Origin of the sequence: Bifidobacterium samirii (assembly GCF_003952945.1) — a bacterium.
GTDB lineage: Bacteria > Actinomycetota > Actinomycetes > Actinomycetales > Bifidobacteriaceae > Bifidobacterium > Bifidobacterium samirii.
In genome coordinates this window covers 92,186-113,566 of sequence record NZ_QXGK01000004.1, presented here as the reverse complement: position 1 = coordinate 113,566, position 21,381 = coordinate 92,186, and the positions used below count along the sequence as shown (strand labels likewise).

The 21,381-nt window shown below is 67.2% G+C and carries 16 protein-coding genes and 1 pseudogene; 13 read left to right on the top strand and 4 right to left on the bottom strand.

Annotated features, from left to right (window positions below; all coding sequences use genetic code 11):
• Positions 1–150: 150 nt before the first annotated feature.
• A complete protein-coding gene (locus D2E24_RS03255; protein WP_125967898.1) occupies positions 151–570 on the bottom strand; it encodes a hypothetical protein in 420 nt (139 codons plus the stop codon).
• A gap of 134 nt (positions 571–704) precedes the next feature.
• Between D2E24_RS03255 and D2E24_RS03250 the strand changes: the two are divergent.
• The 4 genes and pseudogenes from D2E24_RS03250 to D2E24_RS03235 all read left to right on the top strand — a co-directional run.
• Positions 705–812, top strand: a pseudogene (locus tag D2E24_RS03250) (IMP dehydrogenase); the annotation flags it as partial.
• A gap of 247 nt (positions 813–1,059) precedes the next feature.
• The gene (locus D2E24_RS03245) at positions 1,060–2,043 is read left to right on the top strand and encodes an aldo/keto reductase (protein ID WP_125967897.1); all 984 of its coding nucleotides are present in this window, start codon (positions 1,060–1,062) and stop codon (positions 2,041–2,043) included.
• A 342-nt stretch (positions 2,044–2,385) separates the two neighbouring features.
• Entirely contained in the window at positions 2,386–5,280 is a 2,895-nt protein-coding gene (locus tag D2E24_RS03240; protein WP_125967896.1) for a glycoside hydrolase family 3 N-terminal domain-containing protein, read from the top strand.
• A gap of 122 nt (positions 5,281–5,402) precedes the next feature.
• Positions 5,403–6,287: an aldo/keto reductase gene (locus D2E24_RS03235; protein WP_241222826.1), complete on the top strand. Its 885-nt coding sequence runs from the start codon at positions 5,403–5,405 to the stop codon at positions 6,285–6,287.
• 18 nt (positions 6,288–6,305) lie between these two features.
• On the opposite strand, the gene D2E24_RS03230 is transcribed toward D2E24_RS03235, so the two are convergent.
• Genes D2E24_RS03230 through D2E24_RS03220 form a run of 3 tightly spaced genes read right to left on the bottom strand, consistent with a single transcriptional unit; the run spans position 6,306 to position 7,736 of the window.
• Entirely contained in the window at positions 6,306–7,196 is an 891-nt protein-coding gene (locus D2E24_RS03230) for a LysR family transcriptional regulator (RefSeq protein ID WP_125967895.1), read from the bottom strand.
• Between the two features lie 41 nt (positions 7,197–7,237).
• Positions 7,238–7,510, bottom strand: coding sequence for a DUF4160 domain-containing protein (locus D2E24_RS03225; protein WP_125967894.1), 273 nt, complete (start codon positions 7,508–7,510; stop codon positions 7,238–7,240).
• On the bottom strand, positions 7,503–7,736 hold the full coding sequence (locus D2E24_RS03220) for a hypothetical protein (RefSeq protein WP_125967893.1): 234 nt from the start codon (positions 7,734–7,736) through the stop codon (positions 7,503–7,505). The genes D2E24_RS03225 and D2E24_RS03220 overlap by 8 nt, the downstream gene beginning before the upstream one ends.
• A gap of 308 nt (positions 7,737–8,044) precedes the next feature.
• On the opposite strand from D2E24_RS03220, the gene D2E24_RS03215 reads away from it, so the two are divergent.
• From D2E24_RS03215 to D2E24_RS03175, 9 genes are all read left to right on the top strand, one after another.
• Positions 8,045–9,805 (top strand): 1-deoxy-D-xylulose-5-phosphate synthase, encoded by a 1,761-nt coding sequence (locus tag D2E24_RS03215; RefSeq protein WP_125967892.1) that lies wholly within the window; start codon positions 8,045–8,047, stop codon positions 9,803–9,805.
• 263 nt (positions 9,806–10,068) lie between these two features.
• Positions 10,069–10,668 carry a TetR/AcrR family transcriptional regulator gene (locus D2E24_RS03210; protein ID WP_125967891.1) on the top strand — a complete coding sequence of 200 codons (600 nt, stop codon included), beginning with the start codon at positions 10,069–10,071 and terminating at the stop codon, positions 10,666–10,668.
• Positions 10,669–10,894: 226 nt separating this feature from the next.
• Positions 10,895–12,652, top strand: a complete 1,758-nt coding sequence (locus D2E24_RS03205) for an ABC transporter ATP-binding protein (protein ID WP_125967890.1) — start codon at positions 10,895–10,897, stop codon at positions 12,650–12,652.
• Position 12,653: 1 nt separating this feature from the next.
• Positions 12,654–14,507, top strand: coding sequence for an ABC transporter ATP-binding protein (locus tag D2E24_RS03200; RefSeq protein ID WP_125967889.1), 1,854 nt, complete (start codon positions 12,654–12,656; stop codon positions 14,505–14,507).
• Positions 14,508–14,615: 108 nt separating this feature from the next.
• Positions 14,616–15,440: a sulfite exporter TauE/SafE family protein gene (locus D2E24_RS03195; protein ID WP_125967888.1), complete on the top strand. Its 825-nt coding sequence runs from the start codon at positions 14,616–14,618 to the stop codon at positions 15,438–15,440.
• A 314-nt stretch (positions 15,441–15,754) separates the two neighbouring features.
• A complete protein-coding gene (locus D2E24_RS03190) occupies positions 15,755–16,984 on the top strand; it encodes a trans-sulfuration enzyme family protein (RefSeq protein WP_125967887.1) in 1,230 nt (409 codons plus the stop codon).
• Positions 16,985–17,191: 207 nt separating this feature from the next.
• Complete coding sequence (locus D2E24_RS03185; protein WP_125967886.1) at positions 17,192–18,232, top strand: uroporphyrinogen decarboxylase family protein; 1,041 nt, start codon at positions 17,192–17,194, stop codon at positions 18,230–18,232.
• Between the two features lie 113 nt (positions 18,233–18,345).
• Positions 18,346–19,527, top strand: a complete 1,182-nt coding sequence (locus tag D2E24_RS03180) for an ABC transporter substrate-binding protein (RefSeq protein WP_125967885.1) — start codon at positions 18,346–18,348, stop codon at positions 19,525–19,527.
• Positions 19,528–19,566: 39 nt separating this feature from the next.
• Positions 19,567–21,378 carry an ABC transporter permease gene (locus tag D2E24_RS03175; RefSeq protein WP_125967884.1) on the top strand — a complete coding sequence of 604 codons (1,812 nt, stop codon included), beginning with the start codon at positions 19,567–19,569 and terminating at the stop codon, positions 21,376–21,378.
• The last annotated feature ends 3 nt before the right edge of the window (positions 21,379–21,381 follow it).

The window sequence follows — 21,381 nt, the reverse complement described above, 5'->3', positions numbered from 1 at the left end:
CTGATGGAACCGATCGGTGCGACGTCGCGGAAGACCGTTCCTCATTGACCGTCATTCGTGACGTCGCCGTCGATTCGATGATATCCGACACGACCGTCAGGTGATCATGCCGCCGGTACCGGTGGAAATGTTGGAATGATGATGGACGTTCTACGCCATCGGCGGCTGACTGCGGGCGATGATGCGCGCCGCATCGCCCGTGGCATGCGGATTGTGCCACAGCTCCTGCGAATCACGCTCCGACCATCGCCAGCCATGCTCGCCGACCGCCTGCCGGTAGCCGGCCGCCCACGCGTCGCTGCGCGACCGGAACCCGGAACCCGGATCGCGCGAGCCGCCGGAGGACGGTGCGTCGGAGCCGGCGGAGACGACGGATGCGGCGGATGCGCCGGGCGTGGCCTGATGGACGGCCATCGCATGCGCGTACCCGTCATGCCACGCCTGACGGATCTCGCGGCGCTCGCGCGACAGGTGCACCGGAATGGCGATCAGCATGCCGATGATTACCAGTGTGATGATCGCGGACACGATCGAGAACATCGAGAACATCGCATCGAATGGAAACCACATGATGACGCACCTTCCCTTGCAATCAATCCGGCATCGTCGCCGGTGCCTCCAGTGTACGGCGGCCGTCCCTCCGACGTGCGGCCGGGCCTACGCTGAGCGGATGGTTTGGGATGATGAAGTGCATGTGGTGGCGAATCGACCCGGGCCGCGTGTTCACCAAGGAGTATGCGCTCGACGACGTCCAGTCCGCCTACGAGGACATGGACGCCCGTCGCGTCATCAAGGCCCTGATCCGCTTCTAGTCGCAACCGTCGGCCGGCAGTGGCTGCCCGAAGGCTCCGTTTCCGTACGGTCGGGAACGGAGCCTTCCCGATGTCGGGGCGATGGATCCCGGACTCCTTCGGAGAATTCGCGCTCAAGGTCATGCGTACCGTGCATGGCTATATGACGAACGGCTATGGGATTCTTCCCTCGAATCGTTCTTCGATGGTGTCCGCTCCACTACGCTGAACGGCGTAGAACACGTATCGAAGAAGGAAATTGCAAAACATGCGAACGAGAGTGCTGGGCCGGGATTTGACGGTGTCGGCGGTCGGATACGGGTGCATGGGCCTGTCCCACGCGTATGGTCCGGCCATACCGGAAGACGAGGCGGTCCGCATCATCCGCAGGGCCGTCGAACTCGGGTACACGCTGTTCGACACCGCCGAATGCTACACCGGCACGTTCGCCGACGGCACCGAGTCGAACAACGAACGCATCGTGGGGGAGGCGCTCGCCCCGGTGCGCGACCAGGTCGTCATCGCCACCAAATTCGGCGTCGCCCACCACGGGACGACGCTCACGGTCGACTCGTCGCCCGAGACGATCCGCCGGTCCGTCGACGGCAGTCTGCGCCGGCTCGGCGTCGAAACGATTGACCTCTACTACCAGCATCGCATCGACCCGCGCGTCGAACCGGAGACCGTGGCCGGCGTGATGGGCGAGCTGATCGCCGCCGGCAAAATCCGCCACTGGGGCATCTCCGAAACCGACGAGACGTACCTGCGGCGCGCGCACGCCGTCTGCCCGGTCACCGCGATCCAGAACCGCTATTCGATGATGGCCCGCTGGCACGAGCCGCTGTTCGACGTATGCGACGAACTGGGCGTCGGATTCGTCGCGTTCTCGCCGATGGCGAACGGCTTCCTGTCCACCGCGTTCCACGCCGGCCAGCGGTTCGCCGACGGCGACTTTCGCAACACGATGCCCCAGTACGCCGCCGGCAGCGACGAACGCAACCGCGCGCTCCTCGCCCTGCTGCGCGACCTCGCCGCAGCGCACGATGCGACGCCCGCCCAGCTGTCGATGGCGTGGATGATCGACAAACGCCCGTGGATCGTGCCGATCCCCGGCACCCGCAACGAGACGCGGCTGGCGGAGAACGCCGGGGCCGCCGACCTGTGCCTGTCACCCGACGAGGTCGCGTCCATAGACGCGGTGCTCGACGGCGTCGACATGTCCGCCGTATTCGGCGGCCACGCGGTGCACTGACCGCGGGCTGCACGCCGTTGCCGTCCGAGCCGCGGCTGGACGGACTGGCGCAGCCGTGCACGGAACCGGTTCTCGGAATCCCGAGGGCCGGTTCTTCTTTACGTACGCAGGCGGAAGAAGGCTGCGCGTCGCCGGCGCATGCATGTCCTGTCGAAAACCGTGCATGTTCTGTTATGCGTGGAGCGTATACAGTGATACGTTCACGATATCGCTGAAACGTTGATTTCACTGATATTCCAGCGAATCACTCCATAGGATGAAAGACATCGGATGCGCGGCGGACATGATTCCGACGCAAGGCATCCCGCCACACAGTCAACGAAGATCGAAGGAGAGAGTCCCATGCTGGGCATCAACTGGAGCGATGTCGTCAACATACTCGGCACGCTCACCCCGTACCTGGTCGCCATCGGCGTCGCCCTCGCGGTCGCGATCGTCGTCGCGTTCGCCGTCAACCGCAGGACGGTCGCGGACACGGCGGTCCGCAAGTTCACGCACGCGCAGACGTGGATTGTCGCGTTCGTCGCCATCGTCGTCTCCGTGATGATGATGGCATACGGTCCGCTCGCCACGATTCTGACCAACGCGACCGCCGAGCGCCGCATGCTGACCGACGAGACGGTCGCCACCGCCAACGAGCTTGGCACCGAAATCGAACGCGAGGCCGTCACCCTGCTTAAGAACGACGACGGCAGCCTGCCGTACGCCGAAGGCGACCGCAACGTCAACGTGTTCGGCTGGGCTTCCGTCAACCCTGTCTACGGCGGCACCGGATCGGGCTCGCTGTCCGACACCTATCCCACCGTGTCGCTGCTCGACGGCCTGCACAACGCCGGACTGGCGACCAACGACGAGCTGAGCGATCTGTACACGTCATACCGCGCCGACCGTCCCGTCGTGGGCATGCGGGAGCAGGACTGGACGCTGCCCGAAGTGCCCGCCGCCGACTATCCGTCCGATCTGATCGCCGACGCGAAGAACTTCTCCGACAACGCCGTCGTCGTGGTGTCCCGCACCGGCGGCGAGCACATCGACCTGCCGACCGACATGACGGCCGACGGCGTCGCCTACACCGACAACTCCGACGACTACGCCGACTACGAACAGGGTCAGAGCATCCTCGAACTGAGCCGCAGCGAACGCGACCTGCTCGACCTGGTCACTGCGAACTTCGACAACGTCACCTTCATCTACAACGGCGCCAACGCGCTGCAGTTCGACTTCCTCGCCGACTATCCGGGCATCGATTCCGTGCTCTGGGTGCCGCCGGCCGGACAGAACGGCTTCACCGCGCTCGGCGAGGTCCTGACCGGCGAGACGAACCCGTCCGGCCGCACCGCCGACACGTTCGTCACCGACCTCAAGGCCAGCCCCTGGTGGAACAACATCGGCAGCTTCACCTACGACAACATGGACGAGTACGCCGTCCCCGACGACGACCCGTACATGCCCGGCCAGACGCCCACCTTCGTGCACTACGTCGAAGGCATCTACGTGGGCTACCGCTTCTACGAGACCGCCGCCGAGGAAGGACTCATCGACTATGACGAGGCGGTCGCCTACCCGTTCGGCCATGGCCTGTCGTACACCACGTTCTCGCAGACGATGGGCGACGTGACCTACGCGGACGGCAAGATCACGTTCGACGTGACCGTCACCAACACGGGCGACCGTGCCGGCAAGGAAGTGGTCGAGGTCTACTACAACCCGCCGTACACAGACGGCGGCATCGAGAAGGCGAGCGTCAACCTCGTCGCCTTCGACAAGACCGACCTGCTGGAACCGGGCACATCGCAGACGCTGACCGTCACGTTCGACGATGACGACATGGCCTCCTACGACGACACCGATGCCAAGGCGTATGTGCTGGAAGCCGGCGACTACGGCATCTCCATCCGCTCCGACGCGCACACCGTCATCGACGAGAAGACCGTCACCGTAGCCGACGACATCGTCTGGAACACCGCCGACGACACGCACGACGGCGACCTGACCGTCGCCACCAACCAGTTCGACCAGGCCCGTGGAGACGTGACCTACCTGAGCCGCGCCGGCCACTTCGCCAACTACGACAAGGCGACCGCCGCCCCCGCCGACTACGCGATGGGCGACGCGTCCAAGGCGCTGTTCGTCAACAACGGCAACTACGATCCGACCGTCTACGACGACGCCTCCGACGAGATGCCGGCCACCGGCGCGAAGAACGACGTCCGACTGGCCGACCTGTACGGCGCCGACTGGGACGACCCGCGCTGGGACGACCTGCTCGATGAGCTGACCGTCGACGAGATGGACAACCTCATCGCGATGGGCGGCTACGGCACCCAGGCCGTACGCTCCATCGGCAAGATCGCCATGAGCGACCTCGACGGACCCGCCTCGCTCAACAACAACTTCACCGTCGTCGGCTCCATCGGATTCCCCTCGTCCAGCGCGTTCGCCGCGACCTGGAACACGGACCTGGCCGAGGAGTTCGGCTCCGTCATCGCCGACATGGCGCACGACATGGACGCATCCGGCTGGTACGCGCCGTCGATGAACATCCACCGCAGCCCATTCGCCGGCCGCAACTTCGAATACTTCTCCGAGGACGGCCTGCTCTCCGGCGCGATGGCGTCGCGTGAGATCGCCGGAGCGAAGGCCAAGGGCGTGTACGCGTTCATGAAGCATTTCGCGCTCAACGACCAGGAGACCAACCGCTGGGCCATGCTCACCACGTGGGCCACCGAGCAGTCGATCCGCGAGATCTACCTCAAGCCGTTCGAGATGAGCGTCAAGGACGGCGGCGCCCAGGCCGTGATGAGCTCCTACAACTACATCGGCCCCACCTACGCCGCCGCGTATTCGCCACTGCAGAACACCGTGCTGCGTGACGAATGGGGCTTCCGCGGCATGGTTCTGTCCGACTACTTCGCCGGATTCGGATACCAGAACGGCGACCAGATGATCCGCAACGGCAACGACGTGATGCTCTCCACCATCGACGGGACGAACCACATCGCCGACCGTTCCGCTACCTCGGTGAAGGCGATGCGTGAGGCCGTGCACAACATCCTGTACACGACGGTCAACAGCTACCACTACGCGGACGGCGAGCCCAGAATCGCCACCCCGCTGTGGCAGACCATCACCTGGATCGTCGCCGGCGTGGCCGCGGCACTGGCCATCGGACTCGAGATCCTGACCATCCGCAGGTTCGCCGCCCGCCGCAAGGCATCGGCTGCGGCCCTCGACTGACTCTCCTCCCGAAGGCCCGCATCCGCTGCCCCGGATGCGGACCGTCTCCTCCAAGGCGTCCGAGATTTTCGGACGGCTTCCACTGATTTCGACAACATCCATCAACGAAAGGGAAACCCATCATGACCATCATGGAAACGACCACCACGCCGACCGTCACGCTGCGCAACGGTGTGGAGATGCCGATCGTCGGCTACGGCGTGTACCAGGTCGCCAAGGAGGACGCGGCGCGCTGCGTCGCCGACGCGATCGAGGTCGGCTACCGTCATATCGACACCGCGCAGGCGTACTACAACGAGCAGGAGGTGGGCGAGGGCATCAAGGCGAGCGGCATCGACCGTGCCGACCTGTTCGTCACCACCAAGGTGTGGATCGACCGCTACGGCTACGAGGAGACGCTCAAGTCGGTCGACGAGTCGCTGTGCAGGCTCGGCACCGGCTACATCGACCTGCTGCTGCTCCACCAGCCGTTCTCCGACGTGTACGGTTCGTGGCACGCGCTGGAGAAGCTGTACCGCGACGGCGTGGTGCGTTCGATCGGCGTGAGCAACTTCTACCCGGACCGTCTCGCCGACCTGTGCGCGTTCAACGAGATCGCGCCGATGGTCAATCAGGTCGAGACGAACCCGTTCCACCAGCAGGTCGCCGCGCACGAGCACATGGTCGCTCGCGGCGTCGTGCACGAGGCGTGGGCGCCGTTCGGCGAAGGCCGCAACGGCATGTTCGTCAACGAGACGCTCACCGCGATCGGCGCGAAATACGGCAAGTCCGTCGCGCAGGTCATCATGCGCTGGCTCGTGCAGCGCGGCGTGGTCGCGCTCGCGAAGTCCACGCACCGCGAGCGCATGATCGAGAACCTCGACGTGTTCGACTTCTCTCTCACCGACGCCGACATGGCCACGATCGCCGGCATGGACGATGAGACGAGCCTGTTCTTCGACCATCGCACGCCGGAAACCGTCGACTTCATGGTGGGGCTCATCAAGGAGCGCGCCGGCCGCGAGTAAGTGACGAGCTTCGGACATCTACGGCCGGTCCGCGGCGAGCAACCCCGCGGACCGGCCCATGTCCGCGACCTTCCGCAGGAACATGGCGAAACGCTCCGCATCCGTCTTGCGGCACAGCAGGTGGAACACCGCCGAAGCCTCCTCGTCCGCGATGGGGATTGCCACACGGTCTTCGGGAATGCGGTTCACGGACCGCAACGACACGTCGGTGGCGAAATACGGCAGGTCGGTGCGCCGCACCAGCGCCTGGAACGTGTCCGCTCCGGTCTGGAACATGAGCCGTGAGGCCGGCAGGAGTTCGCGGCATACGCGCGCCCAGAACCCGATGTCCGGACGCAGCAGCAGGTCCAGCCCGTTGAAATCGCGGAACCGGATGGTGTTGAGCCGGGCGAGCATGTGCGAGCGCGGCACCACCAGATGCAGATGCTCGCGCATGAAAGGAATGGACAGCAGCCCTCCGGCCTCAGACGCAGCGGACGTGCCGATCGCCAGCTGGATACGGCCGGCGATCAGGTCACTGGTGAAATCCTCAGTCTCGGTCAACGTGGTGGCGATCGACGTGTCCGGATACAGGGACGAGAGCAACGGCGCCATATCCCACAACGGCGCCGGCGCGCACGATGCGATGGCGATGGTGCGGTTCGCCCGGTCGAACTCGCGCACCTGCTCGACCAGCCCGTCGCGCGCCTCCAGGATGCGGCGCGCATGCCGCACCGCCATCTCGCCGTTCGCGTTCAACGTGACGCGGTTGCGTTCACGGTCCACGAGCGGCACGCGCAGCTCCGCCTCCAACCGTTTGATGGTGCGTGTCAGCGACGGCTGCGACAGATGCAGCTGTTCCGCCGCACGCGACAATGTCCCGTGATCGGCGAACGCCACCAGCTGCTCCAATTCAAAGAACTCGACCATGATGTCCTTTCACATCGTCCGACGTCGCCGTTGAGATGGGCTCAGCGGTCGAAATGGTAGTCGTCTCCGAAGAACATGCGCCACGCGGCGAGCACGTCCGAGTAGTTCGCGGTCAGGAAGAACTGGAGTCGTCGCAGCGCCTTCGATGGCAGGCCGCCTTTGTTGTGGGCGAGTATGACAGCTCCGTCTTCGGCGAGCATGAACCGTGCGAGATCGTGACGTGACCCCTGCGCGATGTGGACGTGCACGCCGTGGTCCCGGTCTAGCGCGGTGAAGTAGATGGAGTATCCGGCGAAGCTGAAGATTTCAGGCATCGGCGTATTCCCGGTCGATGGCGCGCAGACCGTCCACGGTGGGCTTGACGCGGTCGAACCAGTGGTGCACGAACGATTCGCCCTCGGCTCCGAACGTGGAGGACAGGATCTTGCCGCTGTCGTCCAGGACCGCGGTATGCGGATAGCCGACTTCAGTGATGGTGATGGTGTCGTCGTCCCATTGCGTGGTGACTCCCATCATGGTGAAGGTGTTCTCTGACTCCATGATTCCCCCTTGGTCGTCGATGTTTCAGCTGGTCAGCTGGTCAGCTGGTTTCCCGGTTTTCTGGTCCTCTTCATCCATGATAGTGATTTGGTCGGGGATGGCGGCGCGTGCCGCGATCGGGCGTCGAAGGCGTTCGCCCCGGGCGAACGACCGGCCTTCCGCGATTGACCTCAAGCGCTTGAAGTCAGCAGAATCGTCAAGCGTACGAAGAAGCACGCACGCGTAGGTTCCGTTCAAAGAGTCCGTCCGGACATGACGGGGAACGGTACGGCGCGTGGGTAACAACACATATCAGTAAAGGAACGCCAATGTATCTGGAACGCATCGACTCGCCGGCCGACCTCAAGAAGCTGGCCGTCGGCGAACTGCCGGCGCTCGCGCAGGAGATCCGCGAAGCGCTCATCGCCAAGCTCGCCGCGCACGGCGGCCATGTCGGCCCGAATCTGGGCGCGGTGGAGCTGGAGATCGCCATGCACTACGTGTTCGACTCGCCGCACGACCGCTTCGTGTTCGATGTGAGCCACCAGAGCTACACGCACAAGATTCTCACCGGCCGCCGCGAGGCGTTCACCGACCCGGCGAAGTACGATGACGACTCCGGCTTCACGAACCCGAACGAAAGCGAGCACGACTGGTTCAACGTGGGCCACACGTCCACGTCCATCTCGCTTGCCTCCGGTCTGGCCAAGGCGCGCGACCTCATGGACGGCGACAACAACGTGGTCGCGGTCATCGGCGACGGCTCGCTCTCCGGCGGCGAGGCGTTCGAGGGCTTCGACACGGTGGGGGAGATGGGCACCAACTTCATCGCCATCGTCAACGACAACGAGATGTCCATCGCGGAGAACCACGGCGGCCTGTACAAGAATCTGCGCGAACTGCGTGAGACGAACGGGCGCGCGTCCACGAACTACTTCACCGCGCTCGGCTTCGACTACCGCTACATCGAGGACGGCAACGACGTGGCCGTGCTCGTCGACGCGCTGCGCGACGTCAAGGACATCGACCATCCGATCGTGCTGCACATCCACACGCTCAAGGGCAAGGGATTCAAGCCGGCCGAAACCGACAAGGAGACCTGGCACTGGAACGGCTGGTTCGACCCGCAGACCGGCGAGTTCGCGGACAGGCCCGCTGTGGAGGACTATTCCACGCTCACTGGCGAATATCTGCTGCGCCGCATGAAGGAGGACCGCCGCATCGTGGCCATCACGTCCGGCACGCCCACGGTGATGGGCTTCACGCCGGAACTGCGCCGCGAGGCCGGCGACCAGCTGGTCGACGTGGGCATCGCCGAGGAGCAGGCCGTGGCGATGGCGTCCGGCATCGCGCGTGGCGGCGGCATCCCCGTGTACGGCTTCTACGGCACGTTCATCCAGCGCACCTACGACCAGCTCATGCAGGACCTGTGCGTGAACGGCAATCCGGCGGTGCTGCTCGACTTCGCGTCCGGCGTGCACGGCATGAACGACGTGACCCACCTCGGCTTCTATGACATCGCGATGATGGGCAACATCCCCAACCTCGTCTACCTGGCGCCGTCCGGCAAGGAGGAGTACTTCGCGATGCTCGACTGGGCGATCGCGCAGCGCGAGCGTCCGGTCGCCATCCGAGTGCCCGCGATGGGCGTCGTCTCCACCGGCAAGGCCGATACGACCGACTACTCGCAGCTGGACCGCTACGAGACGGTGCGCTCCGGCCGCGATGTGGCGATCGTGGCGCTGGGCGACTTCCAGCCGATGGGCGCCGCCGTCGCCGACATGCTGCGCGAGACCGACGGCATCGAGGCGACGCTCATCAACCCGAAGTTCATCACCGGACTCGACCTCGACCTGCTCGACTCGCTGACCGCCGACCATCGCGTCGTCGTCACGTTGGAGGACGGCCAGCTGGAGGGCGGATTCGGAGAGAAGATCGCCTCCCACTACGGTCCGACCGGCATGCGCGTGCGCAACTACGGCATCGCCAAGTCGATGCCCGACCGCTACGATCCGGCCGAACTGCTCGCCGCCAACGGCATCACCGTCGACGGCATCGCAGCCGACATCCGCGCGATGCTCGGCCTGTGACCCTGCCGAGCGGCATCGGGTTTACGGCCGTCACGATCGATGTGATGCGTCACGGAATCGGGAAACCGGTTCCGCGACGCTTCCGTGCGTTGCAGGCCCGTCGGTCCACGGCCATGATGACCTCGGCTCCCGTGCGGACGGCACGGCCCCCGTGCGGGAGTCGCGGATGGTATCGTCGTGCGCGGGCGCATGATGCGGGCGCGCCGCGTGGACGCGCGGCGACGGCAGACCGTGCAATGTGCGCCGACGCGTAAGGAGGGGACATGGCCGACCGTCGTTTCGACCCGGAACGCAAGGACCGCATCATCGAGGCATGCCTCGACGTGATCGCCGAACGCGGCGTCGCCGGCATGTCGCATCGTGTCGTCGCGGCGGCCGCGGGCGTGCCGCTGGGGTCGATGACCTACCATTTCGACGGCATGGCCGACCTGCTGCATCAGGCGTTCGACCGGTTCGCGCAGCGCATGATCGACCGGTTCAATACATGCATGGCCGGTGCGTCCACGCCCGACGAGGCGCTGGAGGCGATCGCGCGGCACATCGAGGGCGACCTGTCGGATTCGGCGCGCGACCTGACCGTCAGTCTGGAGTTCTACACGCTCGCCGCGCGCGACCCCGCGTACCGGGACATCTCGCGCAGGTGGATGACGGCGTCGCGCGCCCACTACGAGCGGTTCTTCGACGCGCGCACCGCCGTGCTCATCGACGCGACCGTCGAAGGCCTGACCCTGCACCGGGCGCTGGGCGACGTGGCCCGCGATCCGGACACGATCCGCGACGGCCTGTACCGCGCCTCCGGCATGACGCGCACCGCCGATGCGTCGCATCCGGTCGCGGCGTCCGATTCAGCGACCTCCCGGTAACAGCCGGCCCGGCCGCCCCCGGTTCATCCCGGAGCGAAACGCCGTCGCGGAGCGAAACGCCGGACCCCGTCATGCCGTAGGGTGGATGGTGGACTGTCGGATACGGCGATTGCGTCAACGATTGACGATGCAGACGATGCTGACGATGCAGACGATTCACCCGCCCGCCCCGGCCGTCCCATCGCAACGAAGAGACGATACGCGCGACCGAGAGCGAAGGAGAAGCATGCGGCTGGTCATCCGTTTCCTCAGACCCTACTGGGCACTGTTCATCATCACGACGATCCTCATGTTCGCCGACGTGATCGGCGCGCTCGTCATCCCCACCTTCGCCGCGGAGCTGCTCAACGAGAGCGCGAACGGCATGTCGTTCGACGCGATGACCGTCACCGCGGTCAAGATGGGCGTCGCCGCGCTGCTGTCCGGTGCGGCGGCCGTGGCTGGCGGATGGTGCTGCTCGCAGCTGACGTCCAAGGTCGGCAAGGACATGCGCGTCGCCCTCTACCGCAAGTCGCTCGACCTGTCGATCTACGACTTCCGCAACTTCGGCACCGCGTCGATCACCACCCGCACCATCAACGACGTGGTCAACATCCAGATGGCCATGACGAACGTGATGGGCGTGCTGCTGCCGGTCCCGGTGATCTTCGCGATCGCGCTGGCGCTCTCGTTCCGCCTCGACCTGACGATGTCGCTGTGGCTGCTGGCCGCGATCGCGTTCGTCAGCGTCGTCGCCTGGTTCATCATGCGCACCGCGTCGCCGCTGTTCCGCCGCCTGCAGAAGCTGCTCGACCGCATCGGCGCCGTGCTACTCGAGAACCTCACCGGCGTGCGCGTCATCCGCGCGTTCGGCAAGGAGCGCCACGAGCAGGAGCGCATGGACGCCACGTTCGCCGACTACGCGATCACGTCCATCAAGGCGAACCGCCTGTTCGCCAACCTCGACGGCCTGTCGTACTTCGGTATGAACGCGTTCATCGTCGTCGTCTACGCGCTCGCCGGCGGACGCATCCACGCGGGCGGCTTCCAGATCGGCGACATCACCGCGATCGTCGAATACGCGATCATGGCGCTGTTCTACCTGATGATGGCCCAGATGGTCATCATGACGCTGCCGCGCGCCCTCGAATGCTGCGACCGCGTGCGCCTCGTCCTCGACCACGACCCGCAGATCGCCGACCCCGAGCCCGGCAAGGCCGTCGACATGACCGCCCGCGGTCCGCTCGACGACGGCGAGGTGCTCGCCTTCCGCGACGTGACGTTCCGCTTCGCCGACGCCCAGGAGGACGCGCTGCGCCACGTCACGTTCACCTGCCGGCGTGGCCAGACGACCGCCATCATCGGCGGCACCGGCTCGGGCAAGTCCACGATCGCCACGCTCGCCCTGCGCCTGCACGACGCCACCTGGGGCAGCGTGCGCCTCGACGGCGTCGACGTCAAGGACATGACCCAGCACGACCTGCGCGAACGCATCGCCTACGTGCAGCAGCAGGCATGGCTGTTCTCCGGCACCATCGCCGACAACCTGCGCTACGGCGACCGCGAGGCGGGCGAGAAGGCCCTGTGGCGCGCCGTCGAGATCGCCCAGGCCGACGAATTCGTCGACTCGCTGGCCGACGGCCTCGACTCGCGCGTCGCCCAGGGCGGCACGAACTTCTCCGGCGGCCAGAAGCAGCGCCTGTCGATCGCGCGCGCCCTCGTGGGCGACAGCCAGCTCATCATCTTCGACGACAGCTTCTCCGCGCTCGACTTCCGCACCGACGCCGCGCTGCGCCGCGCTCTCGACGAGAACATGGGCGACAAGGCCGTGCTCATCATCGCCCAGCGCGTGAGCACCATCCAGCACGCCGACCAGATCGTCGTGCTCGCCGACGGCGAGGTCGCCGGCATCGGCCGTCACGACGAGCTCATGGCCGGATGCCCCGTCTACCGGGAGATCGTCGAATCGCAGACCAGGGAGCCGCAGATGGGAGAGGAGGCCTGACATGAGCGAGACCACGCAGAACACCGAAACCGCGCAGAACAAGCAGAACACGGACGACGTCGAACTCGAGGCCCCCAAGAACGCGGCCGCCACCGCCCGCCGGCTCTTCGCCCAACTGAAGAACCAGCGCGTGCGTCTCGCCATCGTCGTCGCCTCGATCGTGCTGTACACGTTCTTCCACATCGGCGCGCCCATGTACAGCGCCATCGTCGTCGACGCGATCTGGAACGCCGTGCAGACCGCATGGGACGCCGGCGAGCCGTTCGCGATCGGCTGGGACGCCGACGGCGTCGGCCGGCCCATCGCGATCCTCGCGATTCTGTACGTGGGGGAGTGGGGATTCTACTACCTCCAGGCGTACCTGATGGCCTCCGTCGCCGAGAACCTCAACCTGACGCTGCGCCGGCAGATCAGCGCCAAGATCCAGCGGCTCCCGCTGCGCTTCTTCGACCGCAACAAGCCCGGCGAGGTGCTCAGCAAGGTCACCAACGACCTCGACCGCATCAGCGAGGTCATGCAGACCGGCCTGCTGCGCCTGATCACCGCGATCACCACCATCACCGGCTCGCTGATCATCATGATCTGGTACTCGTGGCTGCTGACCGCCGTGTTCCTCGCGTTCATGGCCCTGAGCATGTGGGTCACCAAGCTCGTCGCCAGGAAGAACCTCGAGGTCGCATCCCTGCGCCAGGAGACCATCGGCGACCTGACCGGCCTGACCGAGGAGTACTACAAGGGACGCAACATCATCAAGGCGTACAACCGCGAGGACGACAGCGTCGCCGCGGTCGCCGACGCCGCCGAACGCACCCGCCGCGCCGCCCAGCTCGCCGACTTCATCACGATGTCCGTCAACCCGCTCATCCGCATGATCGCCCGCTTCTCCCAGATGGCCGTCATGCTCATGGCCGGCTGGATGGTCGTCGGCGGCCGCATGACCGTCGGCGTCGCCCAGGCGTTCTACCAGTACATCAACCAGGTGTCCGAACCGCTCACCGAAGCCAGCTACATGATCAACTCGCTGCAGTCGGCGCTCGCCTCCGCGGAACGCACGTTCGAACTGCTCGACGAGGAGGAGGAACGCCCCGACCCGTCGGCCGGCGAGGCCGCCGCGGTGCCCGAACCGGTGCGCGGCCGCGTCGTGTTCGACCATGTGCGCTTCGGCTACGAGCCGGGCCGTCCGCTGATGAAGGACGTGTCGTTCACCGCCGAGCCGGGGAAGAAGATCGCGATCGTCGGCACGACCGGCGCCGGCAAGACCACGCTCATCAACCTGCTCATGCGCTTCTACGAGATCGACGGCGGTTCGATCACGCTCGACGGCGTGCCGACCGCGGCGATGACGCGCGGCGATCTGCGCCGCGAGTTCGGCATGGTACTGCAGGACACGTGGCTGTTCGGCGGCACCGTCGCGGAGAACCTCGCGTACGGGCGTCCCGACGCGACGCGCGAGCAGATCGTCGAGGCCGCGAAGGCGGCGCGCGCCGACTACTTCATCCGCACGCTGCCGCAGGGATACGACACGCCGCTCGACAACGAGGCCGGCAACCTGTCGGTCGGCCAGCGCCAGCTGCTGACCATCGCGCGCGTGTTCCTCGCCGACCCGCCGATCCTCATCCTCGACGAGGCGACCAGCTCGGTCGACACGCGCACCGAGGCGGAGATCGGCAAGGCGATGGCGAAGCTGATGGCCGGACGCACGAGCTTCGTGATCGCGCACCGCCTGTCCACGATCCGCGACGCCGACCTGATCCTGTACATGGAGCACGGCGACATCATCGAGATGGGCGACCACCACACGCTGCTGGAGCGCGGCGGCAAGTACGCCTCCCTCTACAACTCCCAGTTCGCGTAGCCGGGCGCGGGAACGCCGCCCGTCCACATGGCAGCGCGGCGGGTGACGGGACGGGCGAAGCGGGGTATCCTCGCTCGGGTCGCATGAATCCGAAGGAGGACCCCGCCCATGATCGCCGGACTGTCGTTGACCACGCTGCTGCTGATCCTGCTGGCCGGCATCGGCGCCGGATTCGTCGGATACGCGGTGGGCGCCTCGTCGCTCGTCTCGTATCCGGCGCTGCTGGCGCTCGGCATCCCGCCGGTCATGGCCAACGCCAGCAACACGGTCGGCGTGATCGGCACCGGCGTGGGCGGCATGCTCGGCGCGCGCAGGGAGCTCGCCGGGCAGACGGGCCGCGTCGTCGCCTACATCGCGATCGGCGCGTCCGGCGGCGTCGCCGGCGCGTTCCTGCTGCTGGGCCTCGATCCGACCGTGTTCGAATATCTGGCGCCCGCGCTGATTCTGTTCAGCGCCGTGCTGATCGGCGTCAACCCGCGCGGCCGCATGCAGGCCCGCCGCGCCTGCGCGGACGTGCGCTCCCAATTGGACGGCGTCGCGCCCGCGATCGACCGGCCGGTGCAGCCGATGCGCGACGACGCGTGGTGGGTGTGGCTGGGCGTGTGCTCGGTCGCCGTCTACAGCGGCTACTTCGGCGCCGGCGCCGGCACGCTGGGTCTGGCGATGCTCGACGCGGCCCGCATCGGCCCGTTCCACAAGATCAACGCGCTCAAGACGCTCGTGGGCATGGGCGCGAACATCAGCGCGTCGGTGATCTTCATCGCCAAGGGCGTCGTCGACTGGCCGGCGGCGATCATGCTGTGCGTCGGATGCTTCATCGGCGGCTACATCGCCCCGCCGATCACGCGCCGCATCCCCGCCAGGGCGATGCGCGCCGCGGCGGTCGTCGCCGGCGTCGTCCTCGCCGCCGACCTGGCGCTCAAGACCTACTGACGATGCCGATCCGACCCCGATCCGTCCACATTCCGGACATCGTAAGCTCCTCCCGGCGCCCGTAGGCGGCCGGAACGGCCCGAAAGCGCCCATCGTGAAAATCTATGACGGGCCATAGAACCCGCACGATCGCACGCCTGCGGCGATCGGCGGTAGCGGCCCATAAGCAGCCCCTATAGCCACGCCGGTGCGCACCACGGAAGCGGCGTGTAGGTTGATGCATCAGCGAGAGGGACGACCCCTCGCGGCCATACCAGGCCACATACGGCCGCATCGGCCACACGCAGACAGCAGACATCCGAGGAGGTGCGCACATGACGAGGTTCAACACCCAGCTGGTCCACGGGCTTCCGGTCGGCGACAACGCCACCGGCGCCGTGAACCCGCCCATCTACAATTCTTCCACGTACACGTTCGGGTCGGTGCGCGAGATGCCCCGCTGGGACTATGCGCGCAGCGGCAACCCGACCCGCGAGTTCCTCGAGCGCCAGATCGCCCAGCTCGAGCACGGCACCCGCGGATTCGCGTTCGCCTCCGGCCTGGCCGCGATCCACGCCGTCCTGTCGGTGTTCTCGCCCGGCGACCGCATCGTCGTGGGCGACAACATCTACGGCGGCACCTACTCGCTGTTCAACGAGTACTTCGCCGAACGCGGCATCGAATTCGACACCGTCGACACGTCCGACTTCGAGGCGCTCGAACAGGCGGTGAGCGGCCGCGGCCCGCACGGCGTGCGCCGCGCCCCCGCCCGCGCCGTCTACTTCGAGGTACTCACCAACCCGCTGCTCAAGGTCAACGACGCGGCGCGCATCAGCGCCGTCGCCCACCGCTACGGGGCGCTGTCGATCGTCGACAACACGTTCGTCACCCCCTACCTGCAGCAGCCGCTCGATCTGGGCGTGGACGTCGTCATCCATTCGGCCACCAAGTATCTGGCCGGGCATTCCGAGGTGACCGCGGGCCTCGTCGTCGTGCGCGACGACGTGCTCGCCCAGGCGGTCTACTTCGCGCAGAACCGCTTCGGCGGCGTGCTCGCCCCGGCTGAATGCAACGACGTGCGCCGCGGCATCCAGACGCTCGCCCTGCGCCTCGAACGCCAGCAGGAGAACGCGCAGGCCATCGCCGAATACCTGGCCGCCAGCCCGCTCGTCGTCGCCGTCCACTATCCGGGCGTGTCCGCCGACCGCGACCGTCTGCTCGCCGACAACGGCCTGCGCGGCTTCGGCGGCGTGCTGAGCTTCGAGGTCGCCGACGGGGTGGACCCGGAGGTCCTGCTCGACTCGCTGCACGTGTTCCGTCTGGCCGTGAGCCTGGGCGCGGTGGAGAGCCTCGCCGAACTGCCGTCGCGCATGACGCATTTCGAACTGCCGCGCGAGGAGCGGCTCAAGGTGGGCATCACCGACGGGCTGATCCGACTCGCCGTCGGCATCGAGGACAAGGCCGATCTGATCGACGACCTCGCCCATGCGTTCGCCCTCGCATCCGGCGCGCACGCCGACGCCGATTCCGCGGCGGATTCCGCGGAAGTCGCCGCCGTCGCCTGACGGCGCGGCGCCCGTCCGACGACGGCCGCAGCCGCCGTTCCATCACCGTTTCCATCCGTCGTCGCATCCTCATGCGACGCGCATGCCCTGCGCGAGCCATGCTCGATGCCGGCCTGCGCGCCGATCGACGGTTCCTATCCTCATCCGTTCCATACCCCGGATCATCCGATACCCATTCACGTACCTATCCTCATAAGGAGCATCATCATGTCCGACCTTCGCACCATCTTCCACGACATCCTCGCCGGCGACGCCGAGAAGCCCTATCTGGTGAGCGCCTGGCAGCATCTCATCGGCCACGAGTACGGGGCCGAGGAGTTCGCCGCCGCATACACCGAGTTCGTGCGCCGCTGGGACTGGCAGTGGGTGAAGATCAACCCGCGCGCCGTCTACTACTCGGAGGCGTGGGGCGGCGTCTACGACCGCGACGACTACAACGGCTTCGTGATCCCGCGCAAGGTCCGCGCCGCGATCGGACGCCCCGAGGACGTCGCCGGCATCGAACGGCTCGACCCGGCCGCCAATGAATTCCTGCGCGAGGCGTACGACGCGGCGGCGATCATCCGCCGCAACCTGCCCGACCGCGCCGTCGTGCAGACGATCTTCTCCCCGCTGTCGGTGCTGCTGCAGCTGGCCGACCTGCCGCTGTACCCGGGCGACGACTACGCGACGCCCGACCTGACCATCGACGACGTGATCCTCTCCCGTCCCGACGACGCCAAGCGCGCGCTGGCGAACATCGCCGAGACGCTCGCCGACTACGCGGCCGCGCTCGTGCGCCCCGAATCGGAGGGTGGCGCCGGCCTCGACGGCATCTTCTACGCGGTCACCGGCACCGTCAGCGAAGGCTACTTCGACGACGCGCGCTACCGCGAGTTCTCCGAACCGTACGACCGCATCGTCATCGACGCGATCCGCAAGGCGAACCCGGACGCGGCGGTCCTGCTGCACACGTGCCGCGCCGACTCCCACCCGGAATGGTTCGACCGCCTCGGCGTCGACCTGGTCCACTGGGACCAGTACCTGCCCGGCAACCCCAAGGCCGACGCCGCGCTGAAGGCCGTGCCGGTCGCCGGCGCCAACTACACGCTGTTCGCGTCCGACGGCGACACGGCGCGCATCCGCGGCGAGATCGACGACACGATCGCCCTGGCCGCCGGACGCCCGTTCCTGCTGGCGCCCAGCTGCACCGTGCCCACGCCGGCCTCCGACGAGGCGCTGCGACTGCTGAGCGAGGCGCGCGCCTGAGACGGCATCCGCCGGCGCCGGGGGGAACGTCCGCCGGCGGCCGGCGCACACAGAGACAGACGAGGGCGGCCCGTCGGGCAGACGGGCCGCCGACCAAGAGAGGGAACAACATCATGACCATCCGTACATCCATCGCACGAACGATACGAACCGCCGCCGCGGCCGCGATCGCGGCCGGCACGCTGCTGGGCGCGGGCGCCTGCGGACTGGGCGGCGACGCGGCGAACGCGGCGGGCGGCTCGTCCGACACCGTGTACTTCGCGGCGATCTACCCGCAGACCGGCCAGTACGCCGAATATGGCCGCCTGTTCAAGCAGGGCTTCGACCTGGCCGTCAAGGACGTGAACGCGGACGGCGGCGTGCAGGGCCGCAAGCTCGCGATCACATACTTCGACACGCAGTCCGACGCCAAACAGGACGCGTCCGTGGCACCGAAGATCGCCTCCGACCAGTCGGTCATCGCCGTCGTGGGCGACTACACGTCGCCGGCGTCCGCCGCCGCGTCGCCCACCTTCCAGCAGGCCGGACTCGTCCACTACGGCTTCAACAACTCCGCGCCCACGTTCACCGACACCGGCGACCACGTGTGGACGCCGCAGATCGGCCAGGACATCTACCAGAAGGCGAACGCCGACGCGGTCGCCAAGGTCGCCAAGCGCGTCTCGGTCGTCTACATCGAGAACGACTGGGGCAAGCAGGCGTACGAGTACTTCAAGCAGGAGGCCGAACGCAACGGCACCGAGATCGTCTACGAATCCTCCTACCTGCCCGACTCCACCGACCTGTCGCCGATCCTCATCCCCGCCCGCGACGCGCAGCCCGACGCGGTCGTGAACATCGGCTACGGCCCCGACGGCGCGCTCGTGCTCAACACGCTGCGCGACAAGCTCGACTACGACGGCCCGTTCTACGGCGGCCAGGAGACCCAGGAGTTCCTCGACCTCGCCGGCGACAACGCCGAAGGCACCACCATCACCGGCTGCTTCTCCGCCACCGGCACCACCGACGAGAAGGCCAAGACGTTCGTCAAGGAATTCAACAAGGAGTACGGCAACGACCCGGGCAACTTCGAAGTGACCGCCTACCAGGCGATCATCGACCTCGCCTACGCGGCCAACAAGACCGACGCGACGCGCGACGGCATCCAGAAGGCGCTCGAGACCGTCGACGACTTCCCGCTCTACCAGGGCGAGGGCGGCACGTTCGGCTTCGACGTCAAGACCCGCCGCGCCGACGGCATCGCCCCGATCCTGCTGCGCGTCGAGGACGGCCGGTTCGTCCAGGTCGAGGACTGACGGCCGCGGCCGCGCACACGGCACAGGAAGGCATCGACCATGATCGACATCATCTTCTCCGGACTCGTCCACGGCGGCGTCTACGCGCTCGTCGCGGTCGGCATGTCGCTGATCTTCGGCGTCACCAACGTCGCCAACTTCGCCCAGGGCTCCATCGTCGCCGCGGGCATGATGCTCGCCTGGTGGCTCGGCGGCACGCTCGGCTGGGGCATCGTCCCCGTGACCCTCGCCGTCGCCCTCGCCACCGGCGTGCTCGGCCTGCTCATCAACACGGCCGTCATCGCCCCGCTCGAAGGACGCCGCCCGATCGCCGCGCTCCTCGCCACGATCGGCGTCGGCCAGATCATCGACAGCGGCCTGCAGCTGACGTTCGGCACGCGCACGCGCGCCTTCCCGCAGCTGCTGCCCACCCACGACCTGCAGTTCGCCGGCGTGCGCTTCGGCACCTCCGACGTGACGATGGCGCTCCTCGCCGTCGCCTCGATGGCCGCCCTGTGGGCGTTCCTCACCTTCGGCAAGGTCGGCCAGGCGATCCGCGCCACCTCGCAGGACCCGCAGGCCGCCCAGCAGATGGGCATCCCCGTGGGCACGGTGCGCAACGTGTCGTTCGCGATCGGAGCGGTCCTCGCCGGCGTGTCCGGCATCTTCGTCGGCCTGTTCAACGCGAACGTCAACCCCACCAACGGCGGCTCGATCGGCATGACCGCGTTCGTCGCCGCCACCATCGGCGGACTCGGCTCCATCCCCGGCGCGCTCGCCGGCGGCATCGTGCTCGGCCTCGTCGAATCGGTCGGCGTGTCGCTGATCGGCGACGGCGCGCACGACCTGATCACGTTCGGCGCGCTGCTCATCATCCTCATCGTCCGCCCGCAGGGCCTGTTCGGCGCCGCCGGCGTGCAGTCCGAGCCGATGACCGGCACGTTCCTCGACGCCGGCCGCCCGATCGAACTGCCCCGATGGGCGAACTGGGCGCTCGCCGCACTGCTCGTCGCCACCCCGTTCGTGTTCTCCGACTATCTGGCCGGCATCGGCACGCAGGTCGCCATCTACGCGATCGCCGCCGTCGGCCTCACCCTCATCTCCGGTTCGGCCGGGCAGACGATCCTCGGCATGGCCGGACCGTTCGCCGTCGGCGCCTACGCGTCCGCACTGCTCGTCACCCGCGCCGGATGGCCGTTCCTCGCCGCCCTGCCTGCCGCCGGCGTCATCGCCGCGATCGCCGCCTGCGTGCTCACGTTCCCCGTCTGGAAGCTCAGCGGCCACTACGTGGCCATCGCCACGATTGGCGTGGGCGCCGTCATGGTCGCCGCGATCCGACTGGCGCAGCCGCTGACCAACGGCTCGCTCGGCATTCAGGGCATCCCGCTGCCCACCGTGTTCGGCCAGGTGCTCTACACCCAGCAGATGCAGTACCTGCTCGACGTGATCGTGCTGCTCATTGCGCTCGCCGCCGTCACCCGGCTGCGCCGATCCCATCTCGGCCATGTGTTCGAGGCCGTCGGCTCCGACGAACGCGCCTCCGAGGCGCTCGGCATCCGCTCCGGCGCGTACAAGGCGCTCGCATACGCGCTGGCCGCGTTCCTCTCCGGAGTCGCCGGCTCGCTGCTGGCCCACCAGTACACGTACATCGACCCGACGATCTTCACGTCCACCGTATCCACGCTGATCCTGACCGTCGTCGTGCTGGGCGGCATGTCGTCGCCGCTGGGCGCGGTGCTCGGCTCGATCGTGCTGATCGGCGCGCCCGAGGCCTTGCGCTTCGCCACCGACGCGCGTGTGCTGATCTACGGCGCGCTGCTGGTCGTCATCATCCTGTTCCGCCCGCAGGGCCTGTTCTCAAGGAAGGCGTGAACC